At 71.9% G+C, this 20,581-nt stretch carries 20 protein-coding genes; 11 read left to right on the forward strand and 9 right to left on the reverse strand.

Annotated elements, in window-relative coordinates; all coding sequences use genetic code 11:
• Positions 1-171: 171 nt before the first annotated feature.
• The 3 genes from ACZ44S_RS34865 to ACZ44S_RS34875 form a co-directional block, all read right to left on the reverse strand.
• Positions 172-789: an RNA polymerase sigma factor gene (locus tag ACZ44S_RS34865; RefSeq protein ID WP_466936633.1), complete on the reverse strand. Its 618-nt coding sequence runs from the start codon at positions 787-789 to the stop codon at positions 172-174.
• Between the two features lie 171 nt (positions 790-960).
• Entirely contained in the window at positions 961-1,752 is a 792-nt protein-coding gene (locus ACZ44S_RS34870; RefSeq protein ID WP_466936635.1) for a DUF3152 domain-containing protein, read from the reverse strand.
• A gap of 265 nt (positions 1,753-2,017) precedes the next feature.
• Positions 2,018-2,449 carry a hypothetical protein gene (locus tag ACZ44S_RS34875; protein ID WP_466936637.1) on the reverse strand — a complete coding sequence of 144 codons (432 nt, stop codon included), beginning with the start codon at positions 2,447-2,449 and terminating at the stop codon, positions 2,018-2,020.
• Between the two features lie 287 nt (positions 2,450-2,736).
• Between ACZ44S_RS34875 and ACZ44S_RS34880 the strand changes: the two genes are divergently transcribed.
• Entirely contained in the window at positions 2,737-5,445 is a 2,709-nt protein-coding gene (locus tag ACZ44S_RS34880) for an N-acetylmuramoyl-L-alanine amidase (protein WP_466936639.1), read from the forward strand.
• An 81-nt stretch (positions 5,446-5,526) separates the two neighbouring features.
• Here the strand turns inward: ACZ44S_RS34880 and ACZ44S_RS34885 are convergent, their stop codons facing one another.
• The 5 genes from ACZ44S_RS34885 to ACZ44S_RS34905 form a co-directional block, all read right to left on the reverse strand.
• Positions 5,527-5,655, reverse strand: coding sequence for a hypothetical protein (locus ACZ44S_RS34885; RefSeq protein ID WP_466936641.1), 129 nt, complete (start codon positions 5,653-5,655; stop codon positions 5,527-5,529).
• A 114-nt stretch (positions 5,656-5,769) separates the two neighbouring features.
• Complete coding sequence (locus ACZ44S_RS34890; RefSeq protein ID WP_466936643.1) at positions 5,770-6,165, reverse strand: hypothetical protein; 396 nt, start codon at positions 6,163-6,165, stop codon at positions 5,770-5,772.
• Between the two features lie 115 nt (positions 6,166-6,280).
• A complete protein-coding gene (locus tag ACZ44S_RS34895) occupies positions 6,281-6,841 on the reverse strand; it encodes a hypothetical protein (RefSeq protein WP_466936645.1) in 561 nt (186 codons plus the stop codon).
• Positions 6,842-6,948: 107 nt separating this feature from the next.
• The gene (locus ACZ44S_RS34900; protein WP_466936647.1) at positions 6,949-7,455 is read right to left on the reverse strand and encodes a hypothetical protein; all 507 of its coding nucleotides are present in this window, start codon (positions 7,453-7,455) and stop codon (positions 6,949-6,951) included.
• Positions 7,456-7,568: 113 nt separating this feature from the next.
• Positions 7,569-9,152, reverse strand: a complete 1,584-nt coding sequence (locus ACZ44S_RS34905; RefSeq protein WP_466936648.1) for a beta-N-acetylhexosaminidase — start codon at positions 9,150-9,152, stop codon at positions 7,569-7,571.
• A 167-nt stretch (positions 9,153-9,319) separates the two neighbouring features.
• On the opposite strand from ACZ44S_RS34905, the gene ACZ44S_RS34910 reads away from it, so the two are divergent.
• The 8 genes from ACZ44S_RS34910 to ACZ44S_RS34945 all read left to right on the forward strand — a co-directional run bounded on the left by ACZ44S_RS34910 (position 9,320) and on the right by ACZ44S_RS34945 (position 15,451).
• Entirely contained in the window at positions 9,320-9,982 is a 663-nt protein-coding gene (locus ACZ44S_RS34910) for a 2-oxo-4-hydroxy-4-carboxy-5-ureidoimidazoline decarboxylase (RefSeq protein ID WP_466936649.1), read from the forward strand.
• Positions 9,983-10,161: 179 nt separating this feature from the next.
• The gene (gene sdhC / locus ACZ44S_RS34915) at positions 10,162-10,542 is read left to right on the forward strand and encodes a succinate dehydrogenase, cytochrome b556 subunit (RefSeq protein WP_030871364.1); all 381 of its coding nucleotides are present in this window, start codon (positions 10,162-10,164) and stop codon (positions 10,540-10,542) included.
• A 5-nt stretch (positions 10,543-10,547) separates the two neighbouring features.
• On the forward strand, positions 10,548-11,030 hold the full coding sequence (locus ACZ44S_RS34920; RefSeq protein ID WP_466936650.1) for a succinate dehydrogenase hydrophobic membrane anchor subunit: 483 nt from the start codon (positions 10,548-10,550) through the stop codon (positions 11,028-11,030).
• Between the two features lie 19 nt (positions 11,031-11,049).
• Positions 11,050-12,804 (forward strand): succinate dehydrogenase flavoprotein subunit, encoded by a 1,755-nt coding sequence (gene sdhA, locus ACZ44S_RS34925; protein ID WP_466936652.1) that lies wholly within the window; start codon positions 11,050-11,052, stop codon positions 12,802-12,804.
• Positions 12,804-13,583: a succinate dehydrogenase iron-sulfur subunit gene (locus ACZ44S_RS34930; RefSeq protein ID WP_466936654.1), complete on the forward strand. Its 780-nt coding sequence runs from the start codon at positions 12,804-12,806 to the stop codon at positions 13,581-13,583. Before sdhA ends, ACZ44S_RS34930 begins: the two co-directional genes overlap by 1 nt.
• Before the next feature lie 160 nt (positions 13,584-13,743).
• Complete coding sequence (locus ACZ44S_RS34935; RefSeq protein WP_466936656.1) at positions 13,744-14,151, forward strand: hypothetical protein; 408 nt, start codon at positions 13,744-13,746, stop codon at positions 14,149-14,151.
• Positions 14,148-14,651 (forward strand): thiol-disulfide oxidoreductase DCC family protein, encoded by a 504-nt coding sequence (locus tag ACZ44S_RS34940; protein ID WP_466936658.1) that lies wholly within the window; start codon positions 14,148-14,150, stop codon positions 14,649-14,651. Before ACZ44S_RS34935 ends, ACZ44S_RS34940 begins: the two co-directional genes overlap by 4 nt.
• Before the next feature lie 32 nt (positions 14,652-14,683).
• Positions 14,684-15,451: a TetR/AcrR family transcriptional regulator gene (locus ACZ44S_RS34945; RefSeq protein ID WP_466936659.1), complete on the forward strand. Its 768-nt coding sequence runs from the start codon at positions 14,684-14,686 to the stop codon at positions 15,449-15,451.
• On the opposite strand, the gene ACZ44S_RS34950 is transcribed toward ACZ44S_RS34945, so the two are convergent.
• Complete coding sequence (locus tag ACZ44S_RS34950; protein ID WP_466936675.1) at positions 15,444-17,867, reverse strand: MMPL family transporter; 2,424 nt, start codon at positions 17,865-17,867, stop codon at positions 15,444-15,446. The two genes, ACZ44S_RS34945 and ACZ44S_RS34950, sit on opposite strands and share 8 nt — an antisense overlap.
• Before the next feature lie 163 nt (positions 17,868-18,030).
• Between ACZ44S_RS34950 and ACZ44S_RS34955 the strand changes: the two genes are divergently transcribed.
• Entirely contained in the window at positions 18,031-18,720 is a 690-nt protein-coding gene (locus ACZ44S_RS34955; RefSeq protein ID WP_466936661.1) for a response regulator transcription factor, read from the forward strand.
• Positions 18,717-20,219 carry a sensor histidine kinase gene (locus tag ACZ44S_RS34960; protein ID WP_466936663.1) on the forward strand — a complete coding sequence of 501 codons (1,503 nt, stop codon included), beginning with the start codon at positions 18,717-18,719 and terminating at the stop codon, positions 20,217-20,219. Before ACZ44S_RS34955 ends, ACZ44S_RS34960 begins: the two co-directional genes overlap by 4 nt.
• Positions 20,220-20,581 lie beyond the last annotated feature (362 nt).

Raw genomic sequence — 20,581 nt, forward strand, 5'->3', positions numbered from 1 at the left:
CCGGCGCGCGCCCTCGCGGTCCGCCCGTGCGGGCGGGCCATGCCCGGACCGACGGATACGTTCCGCGTGTCCGGCCTGTTCAGCGCCCGGCCCGCGGGGGCCGTCGCGGGCCGCCGGGGCCGGACGGTCCGGGGCGGGCACCGCTGCGCCGCCCGCCGTCCCGGCCCATGTTCATGTCGACTCACCCAGCGTCCGCGGCGCCTCATCCGTCACACTTTCGGCACCGAGCTGCCTGGCGAGCCGCTTCAGACCCCGGTACGCGGCCGTCCGTACCGCCCCCGGACGCTTGCCCAGGACGCGGGCGGCGGCGGGGCCGTCGAGGCCGACCACCACGCGCAGCAGCACGGCCTCGGCCTGGTCCCGCGGCAGCCCGCCGACCAGCTCGAGGGCGTACTCGGTGGACAGGGCCTCCATGGCCTGCTCGTAGGTGCTCTGCGCCCCGGGCAGGTCCAGTACGTCCTGCTCGATCGTCGAGGCGCGGGGCCGCACCCGCTGCCGGCGCAGGTGGTCCAGTGCCCGGTGCCGGGCGATGGTCGCCGTCCAGCCCCGGAACCCGGCCCCGTCGCCCTTGAACCTGCCCAGGTCGCGGGCTATCTCCAACCAGGCGTCCGACATCACGTCCTCGGCGTCGTCCCCGACGAGCCCGCGCACATACCCGAGCAGCCCGGGCTGTACGAGCCGGTAGGCCACGGCGAAGGCGGCCTCGTCCCCCTTCTGGGCCCGCGCGACGGCCGCGCCCAGTTCCCCGTCGTACGCCTGTGCGCGGCGGGGTTCCCCTCCGTGGCCCAAGAACCGTCCTCGTCCGTACCGAGCGGGTAGCGCGTCCCTATCGCTTGGTGTGAGCACATCCGTCGGTGCCCACACCCCCACGGTCATCAGCGTCCGGCGCCAGGAAAGTGTCACAGCTCGTCACCCGTCTCCTGCGTCACATCCGCACCGGTCACGGCCGGTGACCCACCGTCAGGGAACCGCGGGCCCGCCGAGGTAGGAGCCGTCCCGGCCGTAGGGCCAGGCGTTGGCGACACAGCCGCGCAGCCCCTTGATCTGCTGCATCATCGCGGGGGCCGGACGGCCGGGCCCGGGGCAGGTTTCGTGGCCGTGTCCGATGCGGTGGCCGACCTCGTGGTTGACGATCAGCGCGCGGTACTCGCCGATCGGGCCGTCGAACTGCGGTGAACCCAGCACCCAGCGCTTGAGGTTGACCACCACGTCCGTGCCGACGCTGCAGTTGACCTCACCGCGGGTCAGCAGACCGGCGGCGCCGCAGATGCGGTCGGTCGTGCCGGGCGTCGCGATCTTCACAACGAAGTCGTACGCACCGGAGCTGACGAGCCGGAAGGAGTTCACACCGTCCCGGGTCCAGCCCCGGCGGTCGGCCAGGACCGCGGAGATCTCGGCGGCGGCCGCGCTCGCCGAGACGTCGACGCCGTTCTCGACCAGCACCTTGTAGCGCCGCACGCGGCTTCCCGTACCGACGACCGTGCCGTCGGACTGCGCCGTGACGAAGGTCCCGGGTCCGGTGGCGGGGATGTCGATCTGCCCGGACGACGCCGAGGCGGACGGGGACGTGCTGGGGGACGGGGAGGACGAGGCGGAGGGCGACGGGGACCGGGACGGGGAGGCGTCGGGGCTCTCCGGGGCCCGCGACCCCGGGGCCCCGCCGGTCGCGCCGGTGTTCCCCTCCAGCATGTCCCCGACGGCCGCGGCCGCGTCACCGGCGGAGGCTCCCCGGTGGTCCTGGTAGTACGCCACGGCCGCTCCCGAGGCGACCATCACGGCCGCGAAGGCCAGTCCGGCCGGTACGGTCCGGGTCCAGCGCCGTCCCCCGGAGCGCGACCGCCCCCGGGCGGATCCGCGCCGCGGCGCGCTTCCGCCCCCGCGCCGGTCGCCGCGCCCCGGTCCCTCTCCCCGTCCCTCCCGGTCCCCGTTCCCGGGCCGCCCCCCGTGCCCTCGTCGTTCCCCACGTCCGTCACGCTTCCCCACGACGGGAATCCCCCCATGTCACGTTTGTTCCTCATCAGGCGGCGGTGGTCCGTCCGGCACGCCCGTGCAACACCAAGTAGAAGGTCTGCAGTGATTCCTGCCGGCCCGCCTCGAACCGGTTGTGCACCTTGCCGACCGGGTTCCAGATCCGTCCGTCCGGCATCCGCACCCCGACCGGCTGGCCGAAGCAGGCGCGCTGTCCCTCGTCGAGGTCCACCCACACGCCGCCCGCGCGGCGCACCAGCACCTCACCGACGTAGGCGCCGAGGGCGAACAGCGTGCCGCGCACCCGCTCCCTGTCGGTTCCGCCCTTGCGCAGCCCGTCGACCAGGGCGTCGACGACGCGCAGGCTGGCCACGGAGTAGTCCAGCGGAAGCCGGCTGCGCCCGGTGGCCCGGGCGACGAAGGCCGCCGCACACGGGCGCATCTGTCCCGCGCCCGGCACTCGCTCGTCCGCCGCCCCCATGGGACACCGCCCCTCCGCTCGGTCTCTGGGGGAACCCGGGCGGGTTCCCCCAGAGGATCAAGCGGGTGGGACGTCGTGATCATCACGGGTCACGGGCGTGGCGATCGCCACACGGCCGGCTCACGGATTCCGTACAACCTTTCGGCGGCTCGTACGTCCGTGAAGGGACATCGGCGGATGCACGGATCCGGTGACCGCGGCTGTGACGTTTGGCCGGGCCTTGACGCTGTGTGAGTGCCACCTGTGGGACAGGTGGTGCCGATGTTCCATTTCTAGGGGTGGGGTAGTTGAGTCCTCGCAGGACCCATGCGTACAAGCCGCTCAGCCTGAGACGGCGGGCGTGGCTGACCGTCGGAGCCGTCGTGCTCAGCGGCGCGGGCGTCGTCACCTACGCGGTGGCCGACCAGTCCTCCGCGCCGGCCGAGACCGCGGAGAAGCCCCGCGATCCGAGCATCCACACGCTGAAGCTGGAGAACCGGGGCTCCGGCCGCCGGGGGCTGGACCGGCAGACGACCGAGCAGTTCAGCGCGGTGCTCGTGACCTGGGACAACCCGGAGGCGGAGGCCAAGGGCACGCCCGAGGTACGCACCAGGGACCTTCGGACGGGCAAGTGGTCCGGCTGGCAGGAGCTGGAACAGGAGCCGAACCAGGCCGACGGCGCCGAGGGCGAGCGGGCGGCCACCCGGGGCGGCACGGCCTCGCTGTGGACCGGCGACGCCGACGGCGTCGAGGTCCGGGTGGTGAAGGACGACGGCACCCAGGCGGGCGGCCAGCCGGCCGGGATGGACGTCAAGCTGCTCGACCCCGGTACGGACCCCGAGGGCGCGCCGGACGTGGCGGACATGGACCCGGTCGCGTTCGCGGCGGACACCACGGCCCCGGTGACCCCGGCGCCGTCGGAGACGCAGCCGCAGGACACCGAGCCGCCGTCGTCGGCGCCCGCGACGGAGACGGCCACGGACACCGCGGCCGCGACGCCGAGCGGAACCCCGTCCGGGACCGCCACGGAGACCGCGTCGCCCTCCCCGACGCCCACCGTTCCCGAGCCCCGCCCCTCGACGGTCGTGAAGCCGCCGGTCATCACGCAGGCGGAGTGGGGCGCGTCCACGGACTACGACGGCACGCCGAGCTACGGCACCGAGATCAAGGCCGCCGTCATCCACCACACCGGCGTCGACAGCGACAACGGCGTGTCCTGCGCCGACTCGCGCGCCCGGATGCGCTCCATCCAGCAGGAGCACTTCGCCCGCGGCTACTACGACATCGGCTACAACTTCGTCGTCGACCGCTGCGGCCAGATCTTCGAGGGCCGCAGCGGCGGCATGGACCTGCCGGTGGTCGGCGCGCACGACGTCGGCTTCAACACCGACACGCTCGGCATCTCCTACATCGGCAACTTCGAGAGCGCGCAGCCCAGCCGGGCCGCGATGGACTCGATCGCCCGCGTCGTCGCCTGGAAGTTCGGGATGTACGGCATCGACCCGACCGGCACGGTCACGCTGACCTCCGGGACGGAGGCCGGGGTCAACGGCAACAAGATCGACAAGGGTGAGTCGGTCACCCTGCCGCGCGTCTTCGGCCACCGGGACACCAACTACACGGCCTGCCCGGGCAAGAACCTCTACCCGAAGCTGTCCCGGATCGCCGCGCTCGCCAAGACCCCGGGCATCTCCCACGCCCTGGCCACCTCGGACTACAACCGGGACGGCCTGGCCGACCTGGCCGCGGGCACCCCGCGGGTGCAGAGCGGCGCCGGCAGCGTCTCGGTGGTCCCGGGCGGCACCGACGGCCCGGTCACCGGTGCCCGCACGACGCTCATGCAGAGCAGCCCCGGCGTCTCCGGCAACGACGAGTCCGGTGACGGCTTCGGCACCTCGACCGCGTGGGGCGACGTCAACGGCGACGGCCATGCCGACCTCGCGATCGGCGTCCCCGGCGAGAACGACACCAGCGGCCACGCCGACCGCGGCTCGGTCGTGGTGATGTACGGGCCGGAGCTGAACACCGGTTTCGGGTACACCACGTCGGGGGTCACCGAGACCGGCGCGAAGCTCGGCACCACGGTCGCCGTCGGCGACTTCAACGGCGACGGCAAGGCGGACGTGTTCGCCGCCGGCTCCGGCAACGGCGGCAACTGGAACGCCCGGCACACCGGCGGCGCCACCAGGTCCGGCACGCTCACCACGGCCACGGGGGCCCTCGCCCATCTGGACGCCGCGAGCGGTGACTTCAACCGCGACGGCTACGCGGACGTCGCGCTCAACTACCGCGACACCGGCGGCATCAGCCGCGTGGTCCGCTTCGCGGGCTCCGCGTCCGGTCTGGCCAAGGCCGGCGTCCTGTCGGTCAAGGGCGGGCGTTCCATCGCCGCGGGCGACATCAACGGCAACGGCTACGACGACATCGTCATCGGCCAGCCGGCGGCCGAGGAGTCCGGCGGTACGACGTCGGGCGGGCGGATCACCATGCTGCTCGGCACGTCGTCCGGGTTCACCACCTCCGGCATGAAGACCATCCACCAGGACACCACCGGCGTCCCCGGCGGCAACGAGGTCGGCGACGCGCTGGGCACCTCGGTGTCAATCGGCGACTACAACGCCGACGGGTACGCGGACGTCCTGGCCGGCTCCCCCGGCGAGGACCTCAGCCGCGACGGCGCCAACCGCAAGGACGCGGGCGCCGCGATCCTGGTCCGGGGCACGTCGTCCGGCATCACCGGATCCGGCTCGGTGTTCGTGTCCCAGGACACCTCCGGCGTCCCCGGCGCCACGGAGTCCGGTGACCGGTTCGGATCCGCGGTGTCCCTGACGGACCTGTCGGGCTACGGCCGCGCGGACCTGACGTTCGGCGCGGACGGCGAGGACACGTGGGACGGCGCGGTCCTGTACCTCCCGAGCAACAGCTCGGGACTCGGGTACGGCGACACGGTGTTCTACGGCAGGGGCACGTTCGGCCTGGCGGCGGACGTCCGGCTGGGCGGCACGCTGACACCGTGACCCGGTGACGACGACGGCCGGGGTTCCGCGCGGTGCGCGCGGGGCCCCGGCCGCTTCGTGTCCGGCACCGGCCGGTGCGCTCTACCGGCCGGTGGCCGCCACGCAGACAGCACCGGCCACCGCGGCCGTCAGGAACAGCAGGACCAGGCGGGCCGTCCAGTTGTCCTGCTCGATCGCCCGGCGGATCGTCCGCCAGAACTCCTTCGCCATGCGGCCTCCCGGCCCTCGTCGGTCATCGGCACGACGGGGACCACTCGGCCCGCCTTCTCCTGCGCCACGGCACGTGGGAACGTCACACCGGGCGCGGCCGGACGGGATGCGGGGTCACGGGCGCGGTGCTCCGCCGGCGGCGTCCCGGCACAGCAGCCGCAGCGACCCGTCGTGGGTGTAGCAGCGCCGGGCCTCGTCGATCGGGTCCCAGAGACGGCCGTCGGGGGTGCGGACCCAGTGCTCGCCGCCGGAGGCCCACCACTCGCCCCCGGCCTGACGGACGATCACCTCACCGGCGTAGGCGCCCAGTCCGCGCAGCACCAGTTCCACGGCGGCGTACGGTGCCGCCTCCCGGCGTATGTCCTCGATCATCCGGTCGACGCTCCACAGACTGCGCGCCGAGTAGTCGAGGCGCAGTCGTGCCCCCTCACGCATCGCCGCCACCGCGTCCGCCGCCCAGCGGGCCGGCTTCGTCGCCGCCGAGGGCCTGGTCTCCTGCTGTGTCGTCACAGTCGTCGCAGTCGTCACATCCTGAAGAGCGCTGCGGCGAAGCGTTTCGTCACCCGTATTCCAGGGGTTCCCACAACGGGCGCAGGACCACCCCAGGACGGTTACAGCAGGCCCCTCAGCCGTCCCTGCGGCTGCGGCGGGACACCGCCGCGCGGAGCACCCGCCGCCCCTCCGTCGACACCTCCAGCGCGCTCCGCAGCCCCGCAGGCCCGTGGGCGGACAGAAGCTCCAGCACGGACACCTGGCGGCGCAGTTCGGCGGCCAGGAGCGGCGACAGGCCGTCGGCCTCGCCCTCACGGCACACGTCGGCCGGGCCGCCGTCGTCGGCGGCGGCGCCGTCCAGCAGCCGGTGGATGCGCAGCGCGGCGAGGGAGCACGCGTCGGCCCACTCCCGCAGCCCGGCGGCCGACCGCTCCGCGGGGGCGGTGGCGAGCATCGTGTGCGCGAGCACCACCGACTCGTCCGCGTCGCCGGCCACCGTGTCCAGCTTGCCGCGCGCCTGCTCCAGCCGTTCGGCCCAGTCGTCGGCGGCGGCGTCCTCCGCGAGGCTCGCCCACAGCGGGCGCAGCACCTCGTCGTCGCCGCCCAGCAACGGCACGCACCGGTCCAAACAAGCCAACCCGCTCACGGCCAGCCCGCGCTCGTCGGCCTGTGCGATCAGTTCCACCAGGCTCATCCACGCCTCCCTTGCGGGTCGTCACAGGCCCCGGAAGAGGCCCTTCACGGGCCTTGTCCCTCACGGAGCCCGCATCGTCCCTTACTGCGTGCGATGAGCCCGGAGTGTCACTCGGGCACCACTCCGAGCCGGTCGAGGAGACGGAAGAAGAGGTTTTCGGCCACCGGATCCGGGTCGGCCTTGAGGATCTCGACCAGGTCCTCGGCGAGCACCGTGTGCCCCGCCTCCTCGGCCCAGAAGACGGCGCGTTCGGCCGCGTCGGCAGGCTCCAGGAAGTAGTCGTCGACGGTGAGCCCCTCCTGCTGTCCGTCGAGATAGCCGGCCATGGCGGTCCGTGCGAGGCAGGTCGTCCACGCCCCGCTCTCCGGTGACGCCGCCTCCACGACCACGCAGTCGCTGTCCATGACGTATCCGAACAGCGCGGGCGCGCCGGTCTCCCGGGCCAGGTCGTTCATGTTCCCGATGTCGCCCTCGCCGCCCGGGTACTCCCACACCTGCCATCCGTCCGGCGCCGAGGTGCGCAGGGTCAGGCCCCCGGCCGCACCGGCCAGCGCGTCCGATTCGGCGAGCGGCCGCTCCCCGCGGCCCACGACGAAATACCCCCAGTAGCCCATGTGCTGCCGTTCCCCCCGGTGTGTCGGTTCGGATCACGAAAACACCACCACAGTCGCACGGGGGTTCGCAGGCTTATGCGGCAATCCGTCGGGGGGACGGGCCGGCGCGGCGGTCAGCCCAGTTCGTCCGCCAGGCTCCGGAACTGCGCCCAGGACAGCTCGGGTGCGTCCGGGTCCCACAGCTTCTGGACGGTCGCCCGCAGCGGCATCCGGATGCCGGCCGCGATCTGGTCCTGGGTCTGGGAGCGGGGCAGGTCGCCCCAGATGGCGAAGGACCCGCCGAGTATCTGGTCGTCGTACCGCTCGGGGACCGCGGTGGTGCCGCGCAGCACCAGCGGCGTCCACTGCTCGTAGATCCGCTGCCCCGTCGGATAGACGAAGGTCAGGGGCTCGCCGAGCACGTAGTAGAGGAACTCGTCGTTGTAGTTGATGACCTCGCGGCCCTCGCGCAGATACTCGACGGGCTGCCGGGCCCCGATCTCCTTGCCCGTCCAGTAGGCGACCCGGATGTCCTTGTCGGCCTGCGCCGAACCGCCGCGGAAGAAGCCGTCGTTCCAGGCGCGGGGCGTGCGGTCGTGGGCGCGGACGGTGGCGGCCCGGTCGTTGAGCCAGCCGGTCGTCAGGTCCTCGACCCTCGCGCCGGAGCCGTACTTCTTGCGCGCGGCGGCGGCCAGATCCGGGAAGGACGCCTCGGGGTCGGACACCACCAGCGCCTGGTACTCGTCGCCGCCCAGGTGCCACTGACCGCCGGGGAAGAGACCGGCGTACTCGTGCAGCAGGTCGTCCACGATCTCGGCGGACTCCGGCCTGGAGATGTCGATCGCGCCGCGCACGGCGCCGCCGTTCACGTTGCGCAGCTGCAGGTCGGGGTGGGCGGCGATGACCGCGCCGAGGTGACCGGGCGAGTCGATCTCGGGTACGACGGTGATGTGCCGGCTCGCCGCGAGGCCGACGATCCTCTTGACCTGGGCCTTGGTCAGATGCTCCGACGAGACGATCTCGGGGTGGGAGTCGGACTCGACGCGGAAACCCTGGTCGTCGGAGAAGTGCAGGCCGAGCTCGTTGAACTTCAGGTCCCCGAGCTCCCGGATCCGGTCCTCTATCCAGTCGGCGCTGTAGTGCTTGCGCGCGATGTCCAGCATCATCCCGCGCCGCTCCTTGGCCGGCTCGTCGCGCACCACGCCCTCGGGTGCGGTGCCGGCCCCGGCCACCTCCTGCTTGAGGGTGCGGGTGCCGTAGAACACGCCCGCCTCGGCCGGGGCGGTCACGGTCACCCGCCCGCCGCGCACGGTCATCGTGTACGACTCGGGGTTCGCGCCGGCGCCGCGGTTCAGCTCCAGCCGGAGGTCCCCGTCCCGCTCGTCGTCCTTCTCGCCCGCGTACGTCAGCCCCAGCTCGCCCGCTATCAGCCGGCCCTCGTCGGCCAGCGCCGGATCGGCCACGACCACCCGGTGGTCCCGCGCCGGACGCCACCCGGGACCGCGCTCCGCCGTGTGCTCGCGGACGGCGGGTATGGTGCGCGGCGCCTTCGACAGCGGGTAGCTGCGGGTGGGGCTCGGGGTGGGGCTCTGTGCCGCCGTCGGCCCCGTGGACGCGCCGTCGCCGTCCGAGGACACCCACAGGCCGATGCCCACGCCGGTCCCCGCCACCAGCGCGCCGGCGGCGACGGCCGCGACCAGCGCCCGTCGCTCCCTCACCGCCCCCGTTGTCGAGCGCCGCCTGTGCTGACTGTGCTGACTGTGCTGACTCACCCCGCCAACGTACGACCCGTTCGGGTGAAGGGCGTCGACGAACCGTTCTCAAACTCTGCCGTCCGGGTGAATCGGGGGTACCGATCGGACACGCCTCGGACTCACTCGATAACGTGACGTCAGAACTCTCACAGCATCCACCACCGACACACACGCGACGCCCACGAGGACCCACGCTGCCTGCGCACCGTCTCCCAGACCTCCCCGGCCGAGTCGCCATACCCGGACAGTCCCGCGGCGCGCCCGGCACCACGTCCCCGCTCGAGCGGTTCAACACCGCCTCCGCCCAGGACGCCGAGCGCGCCCTTCTGGCCTGCCTGCACAGCCTGCGCTGGGCCCTGCGCGTCGCCGGCCATCGCCCGTACCCCGACCTGGCGTCCCTCCTGGCGGCCGCGGACGAGGCGGCGTACGACCTCTCCGCCAAGGAACTGGAGGAGGCCCTGGCGGCGGAATCCCTCCCCGCCCTCCCCGAGGACACCTACTCCGCCGCCCACACGGCCCTGAGCGCGGCCCACGCGGCCTACGCGGCCAAGTTCGGACACGTCTTCGTCATCTCCCTGGACGGAGTCCCCGAGGAGGAGTCCCTGGACCGCGTCCTGACCGACATCCGGTCACGATTGGCAAACGATCCTGAGGACGAACGGGTCGTGGCGGCGGAGCAACTGCGCCGCCTGGCCAGGAGGCGGCTGACCGACGTCCTGGGGGTGCGGGGAACTGCGCGCCCGGCCACGGACGTCCCCGCACCCGGCACATGCGACCTAGCCCCACCCCGGTAGCCGCCAGAAACGGGCCCCGCACCCCTTTGAGTGCAAGTTCGATCACACCGGCAGGCCCCCTGTAAGCACCGCAGGTACACGTCGCTACCATGCTGGGGGCCGGTGGACCGTACCCGGCCGGGCCCGACCGACAAGGAAAGCCGGCGCGGCCCCAACCCCCGCTCCCGGAGGAAATTTCCGTGCCGGCTGGAACGCTGTACCGCGGCCGGGAAGGAATGTGGTCCTGGGTGGCTCACCGAGTCACCGGCGTCCTCATCTTCTTCTTCCTGTTCGTTCACGTGCTGGACACCGCACTCGTGCGGGTGTCCCCCGAGGCCTACGACGAGGTCGTGGCCACGTACAAGACGCCGATCGTCGCGCTGCTGGAGTACGGCCTCGTCGCCGCCATCCTCTTCCACGCGCTCAACGGCCTGCGTGTCATCGCCGTCGACTTCTGGGTCAAGGGCGCCCGCTACCAGAAGCAGATGCTCTGGACCGTCGTCGCCATCTGGGTCGTGCTGATGCTCGGGGCGATCTACCCCGTCCTCGGCCACGCCGCTCGTGAACTGTTCGGGAGCTGACGCCCATGTCCACGACTGAAACCTCCACCTCGGGCATCGGCCCCGTCGAGGGCGCCTCGCTGTACTCCGTCGACAACCCGGCGCCGGTCATCGAGCCCCCGCGCAAGCGGACCAGGAAGACCCCGAAGTCCACCCGGGGCAACTTCGAGCTGGCCGCCTGGCTGTTCATGCGCCTGTCCGGCGTCGTCCTGGTGGTCCTCGTCATCGGCCACCTGCTGATCCAGCTGGTGCTCGACGGCGGCGTCTCCAAGATCGGCTTCGCCTTCGTGGCCGGCCGCTGGGCCTCGCCGTTCTGGCAGGTCTGGGACCTGCTGATGCTGTGGCTCGCCATGCTGCACGGCGCCAACGGCCTGCGCACGGTCATCAACGACTACGCGGAGCGGCCGAACACCCGCCTGTGGCTCAAGGGCCTGCTCTACACCGCCACGGTGTTCACCATCCTGCTGGGCACGCTGGTGATCTTCACCTTCGACCCGAACATCCGCTAGGCACGGGGCTGCGAGAACTATGAAGATCCACAAGTACGACACCGTCATCGTCGGCGCCGGTGGCGCCGGTATGCGTGCCGCCATCGAGGCGACCAAGCGCAGCCGCACCGCTGTCCTGACCAAGCTCTACCCCACCCGCTCCCACACCGGCGCCGCGCAGGGCGGCATGGCCGCCGCGCTGGCCAACGTGGAGGAGGACAACTGGGAGTGGCACACCTTCGACACGGTCAAGGGCGGTGACTACCTGGTCGACCAGGACGCCGCCGAGATCCTGGCGAAGGAGGCCATCGACTCGGTCCTCGACCTGGAGAAGATGGGCCTGCCGTTCAACCGGACCCCGAACGGCACGATCGACCAGCGCCGCTTCGGCGGCCACAGCCGCAACCACGGCGAGGCCCCGGTCCGCCGCTCCTGCTACGCGGCCGACCGCACCGGTCACATGATCCTCCAGACGCTGTACCAGAACTGCGTCAAGGAGGGCGTGGAGTTCTTCAACGAGTTCTACGTCCTGGACCAGCTGATCACCGAGGTCGACGGCATCAAGAGGTCCGCCGGTGTGGTGGCCTACGAGCTGGCGACCGGCGAGATCCACGTCTTCCAGGCGAAGTCCGTGATCTACGCGTCCGGCGGCACCGGCAAGTTCTTCAAGGTCACGTCCAACGCGCACACGCTGACCGGTGACGGCCAGGCGGCCGTGTACCGGCGCGGGCTGCCGCTGGAGGACATGGAGTTCTTCCAGTTCCACCCGACCGGCATCTGGCGCATGGGCATCCTGCTGACGGAGGGCGCCCGCGGCGAGGGCGGCATCCTGCGCAACAAGGACGGCGAGCGCTTCATGGAGAAGTACGCGCCGGTCATGAAGGACCTCGCCTCGCGTGACGTCGTCTCGCGCTCCATCTACACGGAGATCCGCGAGGGCCGCGGCTGCGGTCCCGAGGGCGACCACGTCTACCTGGACCTCACCCACCTCCCGCCGGAGCAGCTGGACGCCAAGCTGCCCGACATCACCGAGTTCGCGCGGACCTACCTCGGCATCGAGCCCTACACGGACCCGATCCCGATCCAGCCGACCGCGCACTACGCGATGGGCGGCATCCCGACCAACGTCGAGGGTGAGGTCCTGGCGGACAACACCACCGTCGTGCCGGGCCTGTACGCGGCCGGCGAGGTGGCCTGTGTGTCCGTGCACGGCGCCAACCGTCTGGGCACCAACTCGCTGCTGGACATCAACGTGTTCGGCAAGCGGGCCGGCATCGCGGCGGCGGAGTACGCGCAGACCGCCGACTTCGTCGAGCTTCCGGAGAACCCGGAGTCGCTCGTCGTCGAGCAGATCGAGCGGCTGCGCTCGTCCACCGGCAGCGAGCGGGTGTCCGAGATCCGCCGCGAGCTGCAGGAGACCATGGACGCCAACGTCATGGTGTTCCGCACCGAGCAGACGATCAAGACGGCGGTCGAGAAGATCGCCGAGCTGCGCGGGCGCTACAAGAACGTCGCCATCCAGGACAAGGGCAAGCGGTTCAACACCGACCTGCTGGAGGCCGTCGAGCTGGGCAACCTGCTCGACCTGGCGGAGGTCATGGCCGTCTCGGCGCTGGCCCGCAAGGAGTCCCGCGGCGGTCACTACCGCGAGGACTACCCGAACCGCGACGACGTCAACTTCATGCGCCACACGATGGCGTACCGCGAGGTCGGCGCCGACGGCACCGAGACCGTCCGTCTGGACTACAAGCCGGTCGTCCAGACCCGCTACCAGCCGATGGAGCGTAAGTACTGATGGCTACCCCTGTTCTGGACAAGGCGGACGCGGCCGGTTCCCCCGAGCCCGGTTCCGCCGACTCCCCCTACATCACCGTCACCTTCCGGATCCGCCGGTTCAACCCGGAGGTCTCGGCGGAGGCGACCTGGGAAGACTTCCAGCTGGAGATCGACCCCAAGGAGCGCGTCCTCGACGGTCTGCACAAGATCAAGTGGGATCTGGACGGCACGCTGACCTTCCGCCGTTCCTGCGCCCACGGCATCTGCGGTTCCGACGCCATGCGGATCAACGGCAAGAACCGCCTGGCGTGCAAGACGCTGATCAAGGACATCAACCCCGAGAAGCCGATCACGATCGAGGCCATCAAGGGCCTCACGGTCCTGAAGGACCTGGTCGTGGACATGGAGCCGTTCTTCCAGGCGTACCGGGACGTGATGCCCTTCCTGATCACGAAGGACACCAACGAGCCGACGCGTGAGCGTCTGCAGTCCGCCGAGGACCGCGAGCGTTTCGACGACACGACCAAGTGCATCCTGTGCGCCGCGTGCACGTCCTCGTGCCCGGTGTTCTGGAACGACGGGCAGTACTTCGGCCCGGCGGCGATCGTCAACGCGCACCGCTTCATCTTCGACTCGCGTGACGAGGCCGGCGAGCAGCGGCTGGAGATCCTCAACGACCGCGACGGCGTCTGGCGCTGCCGCACGACCTTCAACTGCACGGACGCCTGCCCGCGCGGTATCGAGGTCACGAAGGCGATCGCCGAGGTGAAGCGGGCGCTGATCACGCGCCGCTACTGAGGTACGCCGCACGTCCCCGAGGGCCCCGTCTCCTGCTGGAGGCGGGGTCCTTCGGCATGCGTGACACAGGCCACTTCCCAGCGAGTTGAACACGTTCAAAACATGGGTCTAGAGTCATTCCCGTCAGCGTTTTGAACGCGTTCAAGAAGGGCTGGGGGACATGGACCGCACGGTCATCGCCTACGTCATCTACCTCGTCGTCAGCATCGGGCTGACCGTCTGGGTGGCCCGCACACTGAGCAGGAACGGGCGGATCTTCCTCGCCGACGTGCTGCACGGCAACGAGAAGCTCGCCGACGCCGTCAACCACCTCCTGGTGGTCGGCTTCTACCTCGTCAACCTCGGGTTCGTCGCGCTGTACCTGAGCGACGACGAGACGATCACCGACACCCGGGGCGTCTTCGAGGCCCTGTCCACCAAGCTCGGCGTGGTGCTGCTGGTGCTCGGGGTGATGCACCTGCTCAACGTGTACGTGCTCAACAAGATCCGGCGGCGCGGGGTGATGGAGCGGGAGCAGCTGCCGCCGGTGCCCCCGCAGGGCTGGGCCGCCCCCACGGCCGGGGCGTGAGCGGCGTGGCGACCGCGTACGGGGACCGGGACGCCGCACGCGTCCCGGTCCGCCGGCTCACCGTGCTGTACGACGCCGAGTGCTCCCTGTGCGCCTTCGTACGGGACTGGCTGGTGCGCCAGCCGCAGCTGGTGCCGCTGGAGCTGGTCCCGGCGGGATCACCGGCGGCCCGGGCCGCCTTCCCGGGCCTGGACCACGGGGCCACCCTGGAGGAGATCACCGTCGTGGCCGACGGCGGTCAGGTGTACCGGGGGGCCGCCGCCTGGATCGTCACCCTGTGGGCGCTGCGCAGCCACCGGCGCCTGGCCCACCGCCTGAGCACCCCGTCCGGCGCGCGGCTCGCCAAGGGCGCCGTACTGGCCGCCGCCAAGTGGCGCGGGGCCACGGCCCGATGGGGCGGGCGCGTGTACCACCGCGGCGACGGGTGGACCTACGACCCGCGCGACGGCTGGAGCTACACCCCGCCGAGCTGCGACGCCGACGGCTGCACCGCCCCGTGAGGGGCCAAGCCCTGGCGTTAGGCTCTGTTTCCGTGTCCGCGAAGAACGACGGCCCCGACGGCGGCGCCGCACTCAGCAAGTCCGAGCAGACCCGCGCCCTGATCCTGGAGACGGCCATGCGGCTGTTCCAGGAGCGCGGGTACGACAAGACGACGATGCGGGCCATCGCCAAGGAGGCGGGCGTCTCCGTCGGCAACGCGTACTACTACTTCGAGGGCAAGGAGCACCTGATCCAGGGCTTCTACGACCGGATCGCCGCCGAGCACCAGGTGGCGACCCGGGAGATCCTGGCCCGGGAGACCGACCTGGAGGCCCGGCTCGCGGGCGTGCTGAAGGCGTGGCTGGACATCGCCACGCCGTACCACGAGTTCGCGGTGCAGTTCTTCAAGAACGCGGCCGACCCGGACAGCCCGCTCAGCCCCTTCTCCCCCGAGTCGGAGCACGCGCGCGCGGAGGCGATCAGCGTGCACCGCGCGGTGCTCGCCGGGACGCGGACCAAGGTGCCCGAGGACCTGCGGGACATCCTGCCCGAGCTGATGTGGCTCTCCCAGATGGGCCTGGTCCTGTACTGGATCTTCGACCGGACCGAGGGCCGCGAGCGCAGCTACCGGCTCGCCGAGCGCGGCGCCCGGCTCACCGCGCGGGGCGTGGCCCTGGCCCGCTTCCGGGTGCTGCGGCCCCTGGTCCGCGAGGTGCACGAACTGTTCACGGAGTTCCTGCCCGGGATGACGAAGGCGCTGCCGGACCCCTCGAGGAAGGGGGCGCCCGCCGCCGACGGGCGCCCCGACACCGTCAGTTGACGGCTTCCACCCCACCGGGGGTGAGTTCCACGTCGTGCACCAGCGGCCCGTCCGCCACGGTCACGTGCGCCGCGCGGGAGCCGTACGAACTCGCCGTGGCCGCGAGCAGATAGGTGCCCGGGGCCGGGACGGCGACGATGTAGGAGCCGTCGGCGAGCGAGACCACACGGTCCAGCTGCCGGCCGCCGGACGTCATCAGGGTGACGGCCGCGCCCTCGACGGGTTCACCGTCGACGGTGCGGACGAAGCCGTGGACGACGGAGGAGGAGCCCGCACGCTGCCCCGGGATCGCCGACGGGGTCCCGGGCTCCGGACCGTCCTCCTTCGGCTCGACCGCCAGATGCGGCAGCCGCTTCTCCAGACCGGCCGGCAGCCACCAGTTGGTCCGGCCGAGCAGATGCATCACGGCCGGGACCAGCGCGGTGCGCAGGATGAACGCGTCCAGCGCGACCGCGGCGGCCAGTCCCACGCCCGCCATGGCGGCGCCGTAGTCGCCGCTGAGCACGAAGGCGAGGAAGACGCAGACCATGATGAGGGCGGCGGAGTTGATGACCCGGCTGGTCTCCGCGAGGCCGACGCGCACCGCGCGGGCGTTGTCCCGCGTGTGCACCCACTCCTCGTGCATCCGGCTCACCAGGAACACCTGGTAGTCCATGGAGAGGCCGAACAGCAGCGACAGCATGATGATCGGCAGGAAGGACGCGATGGGGCCCTCCTGGCCTAGACCCAGCACGTCCAGTCCGATGCCCCACTGGAAGACCGCCACGAGCACACCGAAGGAGGCCGCCGCCGCGAGCAGGTTCATCACGGCGGCCGTCAGCGGCACCACCAGGGAACGGAAAGCGAGCAGCAGAAGCAGGAAGCCGAGGCCGATGATCGTGATGATGAACAGCGGCAGCCGCTCTCCCGTCACCGTCGCGAAGTCCTTCGACACGGCGGTCACCCCGCCGACGTGCGCATCGACGCCCGCCTCCGGGATGACGTCCTCACGCAGGGTGTCGATGAGCCGGTCCGTCTCCACGTCCTGCGGTGAGGTGTCGGGGACGACCTGGATGACGGTCACGCCGTTGGCGGGCGGCACCGCGGCGACCTGGGCGACGCCCTCGGTCTCCCGCACCGCCGTCACCAGGCCCTCGGACGCCTCGCCGTCCACGACGACCTGGAGCGGGCCGTTGAATCCGGGCCCGAAGCCCTCGGCGAGCAGATCGTAGGCCTGCCGGGTGGTCATGGAGGCGTCGTCGTTGCCCTGGTCCACCGTGCCGAGCCGCAGCGACAGCAGCGGGACCGCGAGCGCGGCCATCAGCACGACGGCCACCACGGCGACGGACCGCGGACGGCGTTCGACGGTGGCGGACCAGCGTGCGGCGAGACCGCTCACCGCCTCGGTTCCCGGGCCCGCCGCCGCGAGCCTGCGACGCTGGCGGCGGCTGAGCACCCGGTGGCCGAGCAGCCCGAGCAGCGCCGGCAGCAGGGTGACGGCGGCGAGCACGCTGAGCACCACGGTCAGTGAGGTGCCGATGACGACACCGTCCAGGAAGCGCAGGTTCGTCACCAGCATCCCGGCGAGCGCGATGCACACCGTGCCGCCCGCGAACAGCACCGCGCGGCCGGAGGTGTTGAGGGCGGTGACGGCGGCCTCCTCCGGGTCGGCGCCGCGCAGGATGCCGCGCCGGTGCCGGGTGACGATGAACAGGGCGTAGTCGATGCCGACGCCGAGGCCGATCAGCGTGGACAGCAGCGTGGCGAGTTCGGGCACGTTGGTGACGTGGCTGATCAACTGGGTGCCGAACATGCCGGTGCCGACGCCGAAGACGGCGACCACGATCGGCAGCAGCATCGCGAGGACCGACCCGAACGCCACGAACAGCACGACGGCGGCCGCCAGGATGCCGACCAGTTCGGCCGTGCCGGTCGGGGGCTCCTGGACGCGTGTGATGGCCTGGCCGCCCAGCTCCACCTGGAGCCCGTCGCGCTCGGCGTCCTGTGCCGTGTCGACGACGTCCTGGACCAGCTCCTTCGGCACGGCGTCCGCCTGTTCGGCGAACGTGACCTGCGCGTAGGCGATCCGTCCGTCCTCGCTGATCTGCGCCGCGCCCTGCTCGCCGTACGGACCGGCGACGGCGCCGACGCCCTCCATCCGCCCGATCTCCCTGAGCGCCGGCTCGATCCGGGAACGCACCGAGTCGTCGCGCACCGAACCCTCGTCGACCTTCCACACCACGGTGTCGGTGTCGCCCGCGCGTTCCGGGAAGGCCTGCTCCATCAGGTCGTAGGCCCGCTTGGAGTCGGTGTCCGGGAGCGAGAAGACCTCCGCGTAGTTCGTGCCCGCGCTGCTCGCCGAAACCCCCAGTCCGAGCAGCGCCCCCACCCACAGCAACAGGACCACCAGCCGATGCCGATAGCACCAGCGTGCCAATGCCGCCACGTTCAAGCTCCTTCGTCGTATCGGTCGGTCCCCCAGGTCCTGGCAGCAGAATCAGGGGCGTCGGCCGCCCCGCGACACGACTCGCGGGGGACTCACAAGGAACTCCAAGGCGACAACCCGTACGGGCGCGGCCGCCGGCGCCGATACTGGGGGCATGACGACAGCTCCCGGCACCGTGCTGGTCGTGGAGGACGAGGAGAGCATCGCGGACGTCCTCGCCATCGCCCTGCGCTACCACCGATTCGAGGTCATGACCGCGGGCACGGTCCGCGAGGCGCTCGCGCTGACCGAGCACACCCGTCCCGACTGCGCCCTGCTCGACGTGATGCTGCCGGACGGCGACGGCCGCGCACTGGGCCGCGAACTGCGCGTGCGACGACCGGAGCTGGCGCTGGTGTTCCTCACCGCGCGGGACGCCCCGGCCGAGGTGGTCGGCGCGCTGGGGTTCGGCGACGACTACATCACCAAGCCGTTCAACATCGACGAGGTCGTCGCCCGGATCACCGCCGTGCTGCGCCGCACCCGCCCCGCCGACGTGCTGCCGCAGCGCGCACCGCTGCGCCACGGCGACCTGGAGCTGGACGAGACGACGTACTCGGTGCGCCGCGCCGGCCGCACGGTCGAGCTCACGCCCACCGAGTACGCGCTGTTGCGGTTCCTGGTGCGCAACGGCGGCCGGATCGTGCCCAAGGAACAACTGCTGCGCCACGTATGGCAGTACGAGCACGCCCCCGCCGAGTCGACCGTCGTGGAGACCTACATCAGCTATCTGCGGCGCAAGCTCGACACGATCGGACCGCCGGTGATCACCACCCGGCGCGGCGTCGGGTACGGGCTGACATGAGGCTGCCGGTCCGAGGGCCCCGCCGTGGGCGGGGGATCCACTCGCTGCGCGGGCAGCTGACCCTGGCGAACGTGGTCCTGCTGGCGCTGGGCATCGTGGCGGCGACGGTGGTGAGCGTGATGGGCATGCGCTACTACCTGCTGGACCAGATCGACACGGAGCTGACCTCGACCCGTGACTCGCTGGGCGGCTCGGAGCTGACGCTGCGCCAGATCGACTCGCTGAGCGTGCTCAGTTTCTTCCGCGACCGGGTCGATCCGGACTGGAACCGGGAGGACGACCCGGACTCGATCTTCGCCGCGGTCGACACCCGGGGCGAGCCCGTCGGCGTCCTGGGCTTCGAGCCGACCAAGGCACAGCACGACCTGGCGGACACGGTGGGCGACGCGCGCGCCCTGGTCGAAGACCCGGAACCGCACGACGTGACGGTGCGCGGGGCCGCCTACCGCGTCACCGCCACCCGGCTCGCGGACGGCACACACATCCTGATCGCCACCTCGACCGAGGCGGTTCACGAGGGTGTCACCAAGGCGGTCAAGCTCAATCTGGCGATCGGCACCCTTCTGTTGCTGGTGCTGGCCTGTCTGACGATGTTCAGCGTGAGGCGGCGGATGCGGCCGCTGGAGGACATGGTGGAGACGTCGTCGGCGATCGCGGAGGGCGATCTGACCAGACGGGTCCCCTCCAGCCGGGACCCCATCCTCGAGGTGGAGCAGCTGCGGCTCGCGCTCAACTCGATGCTCCAGCAGGTGGAGTCGGCGTACCGGACACGCGAGCGCAGCGCGGCCCAGCTGCGGCGGTTCGTCGCGGACGCCTCGCACGAGCTGCGCACACCGCTGGCCGCGATACGCGGCTATCTCCAGCTGCACGACCGGGGGATGCTGGTCGATCCCACGGAGCGCAAGCGCGCCTGGGAGCGGATGATGGCGGAGTCCGACCGGATGGGGCGGCTGGTCGACGAGCTCCTGATGCTGGCCCGGCTGGACCAGCGTCCCGAACTGCGGCTGCGGAACGTGGACGTGTGCCGGCTGGTGCGGGACGCGGCGGAGGACCTGCGGGTGCAGCAGCCGGAGCGGCCGGTGACCGTGGACGCGGACGGTTCGGTGCTGGTGCACGCGGACGAGGCCGGGCTGCGGCAGGTGCTGGGCAACTTGCTGGGCAACGTCCGTACGCACACGCCGGCGGAGGTGCCGGTGCGGCTGGGGGTGGTCCGCGCGGACGGCGTCGTACGGGTGTCCGTGGCGGACGACGGTCCGGGGCTCGCGGCGGAGGATGCCGCGCGGGTGTTCGACCGGTTCTTCCGGGCGGGCGGCGGTGCGGGGAGCGGGCTGGGGATGGCGATCGTGCAGGGGGTTGTGCGGGCGCACGGGGGTGAGGTGTCGGTGCTGACGGCGCCGGGTGCGGGGATGGCGGTCACCGTGACGCTGCCGGGGCGGTCCGTGTCGGCGGAGGAGGAGCGGGAGTCGGCGGTGGCGGAACGGAGCGTGCGCACCGGCTGAGCCGCCGGGGCGGGCCGGGGGCCAGTCGCACACTCCCTCACCGCGGGGCACCCGGGGTGGGTGCGGGCCGGGGGGTTGCGCAGCCCGGCGCCGGCGGGGTGCCGTCGCGCCCACCCTCCCCCACTCTCGACTTCGCTCGAGCGGGGGGACCCCCATCGCCCCAGCGGCACGACTGCCCGCGGATCGCGGCAGTGGCCGCGGGAGCGGCGGGACGCAGGCGCACAGGGCGGGCAGCGCGGATGGTGGTGTGCGCGGGTGTGCCGCCCGCGGCGGGGAGGGGACGGGGCGGGGGTGTCCGCCCGCAGTGGCTGGCGCGTCCGCACCCCGCACCCCCACCAACAAGCCCCATCGCGCCAGTCCGA

The sequence above is a fragment of the Streptomyces malachitofuscus genome (genome assembly GCF_055571035.1).